Origin of the sequence: Mesorhizobium erdmanii (genome assembly GCF_013170725.1) — a bacterium.
Taxonomy (GTDB): domain Bacteria; phylum Pseudomonadota; class Alphaproteobacteria; order Rhizobiales; family Rhizobiaceae; genus Mesorhizobium; species Mesorhizobium erdmanii.
In genome coordinates this window covers 2540461-2552367 of the sequence record NZ_CP033361.1, presented here as the reverse complement: position 1 = coordinate 2552367, position 11907 = coordinate 2540461, and the positions used below count along the sequence as shown (strand labels likewise).

The window sequence follows — 11907 nt, the reverse complement described above, 5'->3', positions numbered from 1 at the left end:
CGTCCCATCAAATCCGCTGCTCTGGCGCAAGAACGTGCTTGTCACCCAAGATCGACCGGACTAAGCGTTATAGGTGGATGATACACTTGATTGGACTGATCTGAATGGAGTTCTCGGTTGACCGCGATCTGCCAGTGCCTCTGCGCACGCAGTTGCAGGGATTGATCGAATACGGCATCGCCTGCGGCCAATTGCTGCCAGGAGAACTGCTCCCGTCGGTCAGGGAACTGGCCGAGCGCATCGGCGTGGCCCCAATGACGGTCAGCCAGGTCTATGGCGACCTCAAGGCTTCCGGCATGATCGAAACGCGTCCCGGTTCCGGCTCCTTCGTCACCAGCAGCGGGCATGCACGGCTCGCCGCCCGTCCGGAGGCGATGGAACTGCACAGGCGGATCGACGCGCTGATTGACGCCGGAACCGCCGCGGGGATCCGGCCGGCCGAACTCGTCTCACTGGTCAGCGCGCGCGCCTTCTATCGCGACAGCATAGGTGCCCGGACCAAGATCGTCATGATCGGATTGTTCACCGACGCCACCGCCAGCTACTCGCGCTTCATCGCCGCGCGCCTCGGAAATAGCGTGACCGTCGAGCCGCTGACGATCTCGGCGATTGAACGTGACCCCGCCGCCCGTGCACGCGCCAATTCGGCCGATCTCGCCGTCACCTTCGTCAATCGCCAGCGCGAGGTGATGTCGCTAGTCCCCAACACCAAGGTGGTGTCGATCAGCTTCATCCCTTCGGAAGAAACCCGAAAGGCGCTGGCCGCGCTGGATTCGCTGGCGCGCGTCGCTGTTATCTCCAGGTTCCCGGATTTCTTGCCGATCATGAAGGCCGGCGTCCAGCGCTTCGCCCCCCATGTCGAGCATCTGACAGGCGCTACGCTCGAAACGCCGGATCTGGAGGGTCTGCTCGGCGCGTCCGATGTCGTCGTGTTCGCCAGCGGCGCCGAGGATGTCCTGGCGAAATTGCAGGGGCGTGTCACCGCATTCGAATACCGGCATGCCCCCGACACCGCCGAAATCGAGCGTGTGCTGGTGCCGCTGATCAATGCAACGGACGAGGAAAGGAAGGCGTCGTGAGAATTTCCGAATGCAACTGGCGGCAGGTCGAGCAATTTCTCGGCAAGGATGACCGCGCGATCCTTCCGCTCGGCAGCACGGAGCAACACGCGCATCTCTCGTTGTCGGTCGATTCGATCCTCTCTGAGCGCGTGGCGGCGGAAGCGGCCGAGCCGCTTGGCATTCCGGTGTTCCCGGTCGTCGCCTATGGATTGACGCCCTATTTCATGGCCTATCCTGGTTCGATCAGCCTGCGCATCGAGACCTACATACGCCTCGTCAGGGATATCCTCGACGGCATGCGCGCGCAAGGGTTCCGGCGAATCCTGATCGTCAACGGCCATGGCGGCAACCAGCCGGCCGGCGCCCTGGCAATCGAATGGATGGCCGACAATCCGGATACCGCGATAAAATTCCACAATTGGTGGGCCGCCCCCGCGACGATGGGCAAGGTGCTCGAGATCGATCCGGTCGCCTCCCACGCCTCCTGGATGGAGAATTTCCCCTGGACCCGGCTTGCCGGCGCGAAACCGCCGACGCAGCAGAAGCCGATGATCGACCTTGCCCGCATGCGGTTGATGTCGCCCGAGGCGGTTCGCGACTATCTCGGCGACGGCAATTTCGGTGGTTATTACGAGCGCCCGGACGAGGACATGCAGGCGATCTGGGACATCGCGGTCAAGGAGACGCGCGATCTGCTCGAAGGTCCATGGTCATGAATGAGACCGGACCGATCCTGATTTGGGGCGCCGGAGCGATCGGCGGCACGCTCGGCGCTGCCTTCATCCGCGCCGGCCATGCCGTCACTTTCATCGACAGTGATGTCGGCCACGTCAAGGCGATAAACGCCGATGGCTTGCGCATCGCCGGACCGATCCTTCAGGATGTGGTGAAGGCACCGGCCTTCCTTCCTGCCGCCGTAACTGGCCGTTTCGAGCGGATTTTCCTGTGCGTCAAGGCGCACCATACGCGCATTGCCGCGACTGCGCTGTTGCCTCATCTGGCCGATGGCGGCTGCGTGATCTCGGCGCAGAACGGGTTGAACGAACTCACCATCGCCAAAATCGTCGGCAACCAGCGCACGATCGGCTGTTTCGTCAATTTCGGCGCGGATTACCTGGAGCCGGGCGTGGTCCATTACAGCGGCCATGGCGCGGTGGTGATCGGCGAACTCGACGGCAAGCGAACCCCGCGCATCGCAGAGCTGCACCGCCTGATGCAGGATTTCGAGCCGAAAGCGGTGCTCACCGACAATATCTGGGGCTATCTCTGGGGCAAGATGATCTATGGCGCGCTGCTCTTCGCCACGGCGCTGACGGACGATTCGATAGCCGATGTGTTTGCCGACACGCGCTATCGCGCGGTCCTCTCGGCGGTGGGACTGGAAGTCGGAGCCGTCGCCAAGGCGAATGGGGTCAAGGTCGAAGCGTTCGACGGCTTTGACCCGAGCGCGTTCGCGCCAGGATCACCCAAGGCCGCCACCGATCGTTCCTTCAACGACATGGTGATTCACAACCGTCGGTCGGCGAAATCGCATACCGGCATCTGGCGCGACCTCGCCATCCGCAAGCGCAAGACGGAGGTCGATGCGCAGATTCTCCCGATCGTCGAGATCGGGCGAGAACTCGGTATCGCGACGCCGTTGACGTCGCGCACCGTCGAGATGATCCACGAGATCGAGGACGGTAAGCGGCGGCTCGTTATGAGCAATCTCGATGAACTGGCCAAAGTCATGCCGAGCACTCCGGCAAACGCCCAATGAACATAAGTTTCGACAAGCGAACCGTCATCGTCACCGGCGCGGCGCATGGATTTGGCCGTGCGATCGCCAAAGCATTCGCCGAACGCGGCGCGGCGGTTCATATCCTGGACGTCAACGAAGCCGGCCTTGCGGAAACCCATCAACTCTGCGGCGAAAATTGCCGCCCGCATGTCGTGGATGTCGGCAATCGCGGCGGTGTACAACTGGTCGTCGGCGCGATCGAGGCTGATGCGGGCGCGGTGGATATCCTCATCAACAATGCTGGCGGCGTGCGCGGGCAGGTTGGCCGACCGCTGGAGGACATCTCGCAGACCGACTGGCAGACGATTTTCGACGTCAATCTCTCCGGCGCCTTCTTCATGACGCAGGCCGTGGCGCCCGGCATGAAAATGCGCCGCTATGGGCGCGTCATCAACATCTCCAGCGGCGCCGGGCTCGGCATCAGCCTCACCGGCATCCAGGCCTACGCCAGCGCCAAGGCCGGCCAGATCGGGCTGACACGCCAGCTCGCGCATGAACTCGGACCGTGGAACATCACAGTCAACAACGTCGCGCCGGGTTTCGTGCGCTCCAATCCCAGCACCGAGCGGCAATGGGAGGCGATGGGCGAGGACGGCCAGCAGAAGCTGCTCCAGAATATCGCGATGAAGCGGCTCGGCTCGCCCGACGACATCGCGGCGATGGTGATGTTCTTCGCCTCCGATTTCGCCGGCTGGGTCAGCGGCCAGGTGATCAGCGTGGACGGCGGCAAGTGAGCGCCGTCGAGGCCTATCTCGTCGCCCACGCCGACGAAGCCTTGGAAGACCTGAAGGCGTTCTGCCGGATCCCGAGCGTCAGCACCGATCCGGCCTATCGCGACGGTATCCGTTCGGCCGCAAACTTCGTCGCTCAACGGCTGACGCGTGCCGGGTTCCCGACCGTCGAGATCATCGAGACGGATGGCCATCCGGCCGTGTTCGGTGAAATCATCGGCACCGCCGATGCGCCGACCATTCTCGTCTACGGCCACTACGATGTGCAGCCGCCGGATCCGGTCGAAAAATGGGCGACGCCGCCCTTCGAGCCGACGGTCCGCGACAATCGGCTCTATGCGCGCGGCGTTTCGGACGACAAGGGACCGGTGCTGATCCCGATCCTTGTTGTCGAGGCATTCCTGAAGGCCACCGGGCGCCTGCCGCTCAGCATCAAGATTCTGGTCGAGGGCGAGGAGGAATCGGGCAGCCCGCATTTCTCGCCGCTCGTCGACACAATGCGCCATCGACTGGCCTGCGATCTCGTCGTTTCCGCCGATGGCGCCATGTGGCGCGCCGACAGGCCGTCGATGACGGTGGCCAGCCGCGGCATGGTCGCGCTCGACGTGGTGGTGACGGGCGCGGCGAAGGATCTTCATTCCGGCCGACACGGCGGCAGTGCGCCAAGTCCCATTCGCGCACTCGCCGCCATGCTGGCCAGCCTGCACGACAGGGACGGCGCTGTAACAGTGCCGGGCTTCACGGACGGCGTCATACCGCCCGATCCGGCCATTCTCGACGCGATCGATGCCGCAGGCTTCGATAGCGCCGCCTATTTCGCCGGGATCGGCGCACCGGCGCCCGATCCGCTGCCTAGCGGCCACGACCTCCTGGTTCGTCAGTGGCTGGTGCCAACGCTTGAATTCAACGGCATATTCGGCGGCTATTCGGGACCTGGGACCAAGACGGTCATTCCTTCGTCGGCGGGCGCCAAGATCACATGCCGCCTCGTCGCCGGGCAAGAGCCCGGCAAGGTTGCCGAGGCCATCCGGCGCCACCTCGAAACACACTTGCCGACGGGCTATTCGCTTGACATCACACGCCACGGCCCCGGCACGAAGGCGTTCTCGATCGATCCCGGTCTGCCCGCGCTTGCCATCGCCGAAACGCTGCTCGGCGAAATGATGGGCGCGACATCGCTGCGTGTTGCCATGGGCGCGACGATCCCGATCGGCAGCGTCTTTAAGGAGCATCTGGGCGTCGGCACGATCTTCTTCTCGTTCTCGACATCCGACGAGGACTACCATGCGCCGAACGAATTCTTCCGGCTGGATAATTTCAGCATCGGCCAGATCGCCTGGGCCCGGCTGTTCCAGCGCCTGGGCTTATCGATGGGCGGAAAGTAACCGGGCTCCGTGCATGGCACCGCCTTTCGTGGAGGCACGCCGGGCCGTCATGCTTTCATCAGAGCGGCCGAACGCGCCTGCGCCCCCGCGGCTCGAAGTCACTGATGAGCAAGCTGTGCAATCGGCCGGGAGTATCGACGGCGGAACTCATGGAGCCCAGCTGACGGCGCGCGCCGCGCTGTGGGAAGTATTGCCGGCTGCACGATCTCGTCGTGAAGATCATCGCGCGCAGCGAGTCATGCTGGCGTTTGATGGCCTCCTTTAGCGCGGCCAGAAGGATCGATCTTGTCGAGCCCAGGATGCGGCCGGCTGCGGGAACCGTATCAGGGCGAATGTCACTCCAGCGCCTGCTCTTCGAGGTCCGATGCCCAAAGCGGATGGTCCGCTTGCGGCCCCATTGACGTCATCCGAGAAACTCGCTGCGAACGAGCACTTTGGCGAAACGCAGATTGTCGTCGCTTCGACCAGTTCGCTCTACCCGATCGAGGTGTCGTCGAGCGGTCGGCGCGGATGAATGAATTTGGGTCCCGTCACTTCATGCTTGGAGATGTCGAGGTCCGGCCGATGCTCGGTCCGAACCTCTGCCGGACATCGTCGCCCCCCTTACACCCGCGCCCTGGCCGAGCTCGGATCATAAGGCGAATCCGCGACCACCTCGGCGACTTTCCACTCCCCCAGGATCGCCACGTCCAGCTTCGTACCCGGCTTGCTCAGCCGTTCGGGCAACAGCGCCAGCGCAATGTCGTGCCCAAGCGTGTAGCCATAGCCGCCCGATGTGATGCGCCCGACCAGTTGGCCATCGATATAGAGCCCCTCGCAAGCGAGCGTGCTGGCGCCGTCGGTTTCTATCTTCAGCGTCACCGAGCGCCGCTGGTCGTTCTTGTCCTTGTATTTCAGCACCGCGTCGCGGCCGATGAAATCGCCCTTGTCGAGGCGGATGAAGCGTTCGAGGCCGCTCTCCAGCGCGTTGAGCTCGGGATTCATGTCCCGGTACATGGCGCGGTAGGATTTTTCGAGCCGCAGCGATTCCAGCGCATGCAGGCCGACCAGCCGCATGCCGTGCTTTTCGCCCTCTCTCAGGATCGCGTCGAGCAATTGCCGCTGGTAGGCCATGGGATGATAAAGCTCCCAGCCGAGCTCGCCTTCGTAGTTCACCCGCAGCAGCCGCACATCGCTGGCAAGCGCCACGTTGCCGGTCTTCACGCCGAACCAGGGAAAGGCGGTATTGGAAAGATCGATCTCGGTAAGCGGCTGCAAAACCTTGCGCGCGTTCGGCCCGACGACCGTGAAGCAGCCGCGCTCGTTGGTGACGTTCTTCAGGCTGACGCCGCCGTCGGCGGGAAGCAGTTTCGAGAGATCGTCGAAATTCCAGCGCTCGGCGCGCGGCGTCGAAATGAGGTAGAAGCTGTCTTCGCCAAGCCGCGCCACCATGTATTCGGCCTGCACGCCGCCGCCGGTAGTGAGATGATGCGCCAGCACCGCCCGGCCGCTCGCCGGCAGCCGGTTGGCGAGAATCCTATCGAGCCAGGCAACGGCACCTGGTCCCGACACCTCGAATTTGGTCATCGGCGTCATCTCGACCAGGCCGACGGCGTTGCGCACGGCCTGCACTTCCTCGCCGACGAACACGCCCTTGGCGGTCCAGCGCCAGCTATATTGGTCCCTGGCCTCGACACCCTTCGGCGCGAACCAGTTGGGCATTTCCCAGCCGTTGAGCACGCCCCAGACGGCACCGAGTTCTGTCAGCCTGTTATAGGACGGCGCGGTCTTCTGCGGGCGGGCGGCAGGCATGTCCTGTCCCGGATATTTCTGCTCCGCATGCGTGCCCCAGGCCTCGCGGACCTTTTCGCGCGTCCAGGCCTTGTTGGCGTAGTCGCCGAAGCGGCGAGGGTCGAGATCGGAGGTGTCGAGGCTGTTGCCGCCTTCGACGATGCGCTCCGAAAGATAGTAGCCGATCGTGCCGCCCCACAATATGCCGCCCGGCACGCCCTCGGCCAGCCACACATTGGGCAGGCCCCAGGACGGTCCCATCAGCGGAAGCTCGTCCGCCGTCATCTGGAAGGGGCCGCGCACATTGGCCCTGATGCCGGCGCGTCCCAATGACGGCACGAGCTGCGTTGCCTGCTCCCAGTTCCACGACACCGCCTCGAAATCCTCTTCGACGAGGTCGGCGCCGAACCAGGCGGGAACGCCGTCCTCGGCGAACAGCTTGAGGTGTTCGGTGCGCTCGTAAGGCCCGAACATGAAGCCGTCGCCCTCCTCGCGCAGATAGCCTTCAAAACCCTCGTCGCGCAGGATAGGCATTTCCGCCCGCCCCTGCTTCTTGCGCTCGACGATCTCCGGCACCGGTTCGGTGATCCAGTACTGGTGCAGGATCGGGATGGCGGGAATGTCGAGGCCAAGCAGCGCGCCGGTCTGGCGCGCGTAATTGCCGGTCGCGCAGACCACATGCTCGCAGATGATTTCGCCCTTGTTGGTCTGCACCCGCCATTCGCCGCCGGCGGTCCGCTGAAAGCCGGTGACCTCGGTGTTGAGATAGACCTTGCTGCCGAGATCCCGCGCGCCTTTGGCCATGGCATGGGTCACGTCGGCCGGGGCAATATGGCCGTCATCGGGGTGATAGAGCGCGCCCAGCATATGCTTGTTGTCGAGAAGCGGGCACAGCGCCCTCACTTCCGCCGGCGACAGCAAATGCGCCCGCATGCCCTGAACGTCGGCGACGCTCATATAGCTCTTGTATTCGTCGAGCCGGTCCCGGGAATTGGCGATGCGCAACTGGCCGCATTTGTGCCATCCGACCGGCTGCCCGGTCTCGGCTTCCAGCCCCTCATAGATCTCGATGGTCTTGTTGATCATCCGGCCGATATTGATGTTGCGGGCATAGGATGGAACGAGACCGGCCGCGTGCCAGGTCGAGCCGGCCGTCAGCTGCGTGCGTTCGAGCAGCGCGACGTCGGTCCAACCCCGCTTTGCCAGCCCATACAGGATCCCCGCGCCGACACACCCGCCACCGACAATCACCACCCGCGCATGCGTCTGCATCAACCCACCAAATCCTTAGTGTTTTCAAAGGAGCATCGTCGAAGCTACAGATGGCGAAAGGCCGTGTAACGTCTTCAAAAATTGCGGATGATGATAAGCTGGGTTTATGCAGGCGCGACCTGGCCGCCCCTATCCGAAAATCCGCTCGCCCTGTTCGTCGACCAGCTGCATGCCCTTCTTGATCGAGATGTCGACGGCGTCGTCCAGGCCGGCGAAGCGGTCGGCGCGGATGAATTTGTGTTCCTTCATCACGCCGTCGACCTCCTTGGAGACGATGCCGCAGGTCTGGTACTGGCCATCGTTCTTGTAGGGCGTGGCGCTGATCAGGAAACCCTTGTGCTCGACCTGCTTGGCGGGTGCGGCACTTTTGGGCTCGGCCGCTTCACCGCCGCCGCCACCGCCGAAAAGACGTTTCAGAAAAGACATGGCTCAAATCTCCTTGTTCGTCCTGCAGACCGCGGTCCGTTCGCGATTCACGACGCTGTCGTTCCAGCATGCGCGAATGTGCCGTCGCGTTCCAGCCCCCTGATGAAGACGGCGACCAGCAGCTCGATCTGCTCGTCGATCTCGTCCGCCTGCCGGCGCACGGATCTGGCCGCGTAGCCGCTGGTGACGATGCCGTGCACGCTCGACCACAGCGTGCGTGCGGCGATCCGGCGCGTGTCGTCGTCAAGGTCGAAGTCACCGCCTGCAAGCACACTGGCAATGATCTCGAACAACTGGTCGAGCCGTGCCTCGTAGGCATCCGGCTCGGTCAGCGTCGGGCGACGCCTGTTGAACGCGAGCAGCGCCGGCCAGCTGCCTGGATGCGCCTCGACAAAGCGCACATAGGCGCCGGCCAGCGCCAGCAGGCGCTGGCGCACATCGGTGATGCCGCGCTGGCTAAGATCGGCCATCGCCGCCGCCCCGGCCGCACCCAGCCGGTCGAGCAGCCGCATGTTGACGGCACGGTGCACCCCGTCGAGGTCGGAAAACAAATTGTAGACCGAGCCGACCGAGATGCCTGCCTGCTCGGCGATGGTCCTCGCTTTCAGATTGTCGATGCCGCCCGCGTTGAGCAGCGCCTCGGCAATGGCCAGCACCCGCTCGCCCGTCTCTTCCTTGTCCAGTGCCATATCGATCCTTGTGGCTGCGCATGCCTCGTGCGGCGCGTTCTTCAAACGGCGATTTCCCGCTCTTTACCATATGAAGGGTTTCGTGAACAGCGTTCAAAAAATGACTTGAACAATGTTCATTTCCTGTTACATTGCCGTTGTGAACATTGTTCACGTCGCAATTCGAAGGGAGAAGAACCATGCTTAGCCTGATCAGAACATTGCTCGACGGCGCCAGCGCAAGGGCCGAGGACGGCCTCAAGGATCGCTTCGCTATCGACCTTCTGGCGCAGCGCATCCGCGACGCCGAGGCGGGTCTTGCCGCCGCCAAGCAGACGCTTGCCACGCTGATCCTGCGTCAGCGGGCCGAGCAGGCCGGTCTCGACCAGCTCGACCGCCGTCACGCCGATCTGGAGAGCCGCACCATCAGCGCGCTGGCCGCCGGCAACAGCGGGCTTGCCGAAAGCGGTGCGGCGGCCATCGCCGAACTGGAAAATGAACGCGAGGTCCGCCGCGCCACCGTTCAGAGCCTCGGCGAAAAGACGTTGCGGATGCGCGTTTCGGTCGAGCGGGCGCATCGCCGCATCATCGACCTCAACCAGGGCATGATCTCGGCCCGCGCCATCGATGCCGAGCGCAAGGCGCAATCACGCCTGTTCAGGTCGATCGGCCAGTCGTCGAGCCTCAACGACGCCGAGGAGCTTCTGGCCCGCATCAAGGGCGCCAGCGACCCGTTCGAGGAAGCCGGCATTCTCGACGAGATCGACGGCGAGTTGCGTCACGAAGCGATCCGCGACCGCCTTGCCGACGCCGGGCATGGCCCGGCGGTGAAGGTGCGCGCGAGCGACGTGCTGGATCGCCTCAAGACCGGCGCCTGAGGACCATCAACTGAAAACCAGCCTTCGCAGGCCCGACTTCCATCAGATCCAACATCGTCGAACCAACGGAGAACTCCAATGAACGCCAATCAGACCTACATCATGTTCAACACCGCCTCGGTCGGTGCCGCCTATTTCATGCTCGGCCTGTCGCTGTGGCTGGCGCCGGTCGACCTGGCGACCAAGGGCTACTGGGCCATGGGCATCCTGCTCTTGACCGGCAGCCTGGTGAACCTGGTCAAGTACCGCACCGATGAACGCATCTCCGCCGAAACCACCGCCAAGATCGAGAAGGCCCGCAACGAGAAGCTGATCAGCGAATATGTCGGCAAGGAATGATGCCGGCCTGAACAAACGAAAAAAGCCCGGGCGACCGGGCTTTTTTGTGCCTTGCAGAAGGTGGGTTCTTGCCGGGTCGGTACCCGACCTGCCTCACATCACTTGTGCGCCAGCGCTTCCAGTGCCTCCGCAGCGGATTCGAGCACCTTGATCGCCGCTGCCTGCCGCTCGGCGGGAGCGTCCACGAGGTCGCTTAGGGCGGCCCGCAACCGATGACGCACCGCGCGAAACTCGTCGCGCGCGTCACCACGGCCGCCGCGCCGCTCCTCGCCATCATCGTTCCAGCCGAACCAGTCGCGCGCCTTGGCCATCTTGCGGCCGAAGCGTTCGAGATGGTCGAGCACGCCGTCGATCATCTCGCGATTGTCGGCAAGATGCGCCTGCCCGGCCTCGGTGATGGAAAACACCTTCTTGTTGCCTTCGCTCGACGAGACGGCATAGCCTGCCTCTTCCAGGAAGGTCAGCGTCGGGTAGACCACGCCAGGGCTCGGGCTGTAGATGCCGCTGGTGCGCTCTTCCAGCGCCTTGATGATGTCGTAGCCGTGGCGCGGCGCCTCGGCCAGCAGTGACAGCGTGATCAGCTTGAGGTCGCCGTCGGCCAGCATGCGGCCGGCGCGGAACATGTCGCCCGGGCCGCCACGTCCGCCGCCGCGACCGCCATGGCCGAACGGGCCAAAGCCGCCGCCCCCTCTACCACCAAATTTGGCGGCCATGTGCATGAACATGCGCTCGCCGAAATGACTGTGTCTGTGCATGGATTGCTCCTTGAGTTCTATCTTACGATATATCTCAACTACGTGTCGGCCCTCTTGGAGTCAAGATATATCTTACGATGTATCGGAATGCGGAGCCAGAGCTTGCTTTCGCCGGACACGCGGCTAGTTTAGAAGGCGCTTCGCGGGTCGACGACCACTGCGCAAGCGTCTGACATCAGGCTCGAAGGTACCTTCAAGCCCCTTCGACCTGCGGTGTCGTCAGGTCTATCGTTTCTTGACCGGCTGGCGGATCACCGTTTTCAGTTTTTCTGGTGCCGCCTTGCGGGGGTCACCCAGGTAGATCTCGTGGTGCTTCCCACTTTCGACGAGACCGTTGGCGGGCAGGAATTCCTCATGCAGGCGCAGGATCGTGGGCCTTTCCGCGCTATAGGGTCCGATATGCATGATCTGCACCGCCAGCCCTTCGTGAAAGGACTGCAATCTGAGACTTTCGGGCGGCTGGCCGAGCTTCGCGCGCGCCTTTTCAAGAGCTGCCTCGAACATTTCGGCTGGGATCCAGTCCGGCTGCATGATCATCATGGTCCACGACCAGAGATCCTTATCGCCCGTCAGGAAGCTCGACATGTCCTCGGCCCACCAGAGGCCTTCCAAAGGAGCCACGCCATAATCTTTGCCGAACTCCTTCTTCGACATGAACTTCAGGGGATAGCTCACCGAGAAGAGCCATTCGATCGCATGCCGGTATTCTTCGGAGGTATTCGGGTCACCCTTGCCGTCGATCATCGCAAACTGCTGCTTGGGAACATCGACCAGGGAAAACACACCAGGAGGAGGCTGCCAGAACGCCTTCATGATCTTTTTGAAGTCGATCTTCTCCATCC

General features: G+C 63.3%; 12 protein-coding genes. 7 read left to right on the top strand and 5 right to left on the bottom strand.

Going from position 1 to position 11907, the window contains the following annotated elements; translation table 11 throughout:
* Positions 1-104: 104 nt before the first annotated feature.
* The 5 genes from EB233_RS12310 to EB233_RS12295 are packed head-to-tail and all read left to right on the top strand — an operon-like array spanning position 105 to position 4957.
* A complete protein-coding gene (locus EB233_RS12310) occupies positions 105-1079 on the top strand; it encodes a GntR family transcriptional regulator (protein ID WP_064989828.1) in 975 nt (324 codons plus the stop codon).
* On the top strand, positions 1076-1777 hold the full coding sequence (locus tag EB233_RS12305) for a creatininase family protein (protein ID WP_064989827.1): 702 nt from the start codon (positions 1076-1078) through the stop codon (positions 1775-1777). Before EB233_RS12310 ends, EB233_RS12305 begins: the two co-directional genes overlap by 4 nt.
* Positions 1774-2820 (top strand): ketopantoate reductase family protein, encoded by a 1047-nt coding sequence (locus EB233_RS12300; protein WP_064989852.1) that lies wholly within the window; start codon positions 1774-1776, stop codon positions 2818-2820. The genes EB233_RS12305 and EB233_RS12300 overlap by 4 nt, the downstream gene beginning before the upstream one ends.
* Entirely contained in the window at positions 2817-3575 is a 759-nt protein-coding gene (locus EB233_RS31650) for an SDR family NAD(P)-dependent oxidoreductase (protein ID WP_027051454.1), read from the top strand. Before EB233_RS12300 ends, EB233_RS31650 begins: the two co-directional genes overlap by 4 nt.
* Positions 3572-4957, top strand: a complete 1386-nt coding sequence (locus EB233_RS12295; RefSeq protein ID WP_064989826.1) for a dipeptidase — start codon at positions 3572-3574, stop codon at positions 4955-4957. Before EB233_RS31650 ends, EB233_RS12295 begins: the two co-directional genes overlap by 4 nt.
* Positions 4958-5560: 603 nt before the next feature.
* Here EB233_RS12295 and EB233_RS12290 read toward each other — a convergent pair.
* The 3 genes from EB233_RS12290 to EB233_RS12280 form a co-directional block, all read right to left on the bottom strand.
* On the bottom strand, positions 5561-7999 hold the full coding sequence (locus EB233_RS12290) for a GcvT family protein (RefSeq protein WP_064989825.1): 2439 nt from the start codon (positions 7997-7999) through the stop codon (positions 5561-5563).
* A gap of 129 nt (positions 8000-8128) precedes the next feature.
* On the bottom strand, positions 8129-8425 hold the full coding sequence (locus tag EB233_RS12285; RefSeq protein WP_027054813.1) for an HlyU family transcriptional regulator: 297 nt from the start codon (positions 8423-8425) through the stop codon (positions 8129-8131).
* A gap of 47 nt (positions 8426-8472) precedes the next feature.
* Positions 8473-9114, bottom strand: a complete 642-nt coding sequence (locus EB233_RS12280; RefSeq protein ID WP_064989851.1) for a TetR/AcrR family transcriptional regulator — start codon at positions 9112-9114, stop codon at positions 8473-8475.
* A 179-nt stretch (positions 9115-9293) separates the two neighbouring features.
* On the opposite strand from EB233_RS12280, the gene EB233_RS12275 reads away from it, so the two are divergent.
* Together EB233_RS12275 and EB233_RS12270 are read left to right on the top strand one after the other, a co-directional pair.
* Positions 9294-9971, top strand: a complete 678-nt coding sequence (locus EB233_RS12275; RefSeq protein ID WP_064989824.1) for a PspA/IM30 family protein — start codon at positions 9294-9296, stop codon at positions 9969-9971.
* Positions 9972-10049: 78 nt separating this feature from the next.
* Complete coding sequence (locus tag EB233_RS12270) at positions 10050-10310, top strand: YiaA/YiaB family inner membrane protein (protein WP_027054810.1); 261 nt, start codon at positions 10050-10052, stop codon at positions 10308-10310.
* Between the two features lie 98 nt (positions 10311-10408).
* Here the strand turns inward: EB233_RS12270 and EB233_RS12265 are convergent, their stop codons facing one another.
* Positions 10409-11065: a PadR family transcriptional regulator gene (locus EB233_RS12265; protein WP_064989823.1), complete on the bottom strand. Its 657-nt coding sequence runs from the start codon at positions 11063-11065 to the stop codon at positions 10409-10411.
* Between the two features lie 225 nt (positions 11066-11290).
* Positions 11291-11905: a GyrI-like domain-containing protein gene (locus EB233_RS12260; RefSeq protein ID WP_064989822.1), complete on the bottom strand. Its 615-nt coding sequence runs from the start codon at positions 11903-11905 to the stop codon at positions 11291-11293.
* Between the last annotated feature and the right edge of the window lie 2 nt (positions 11906-11907).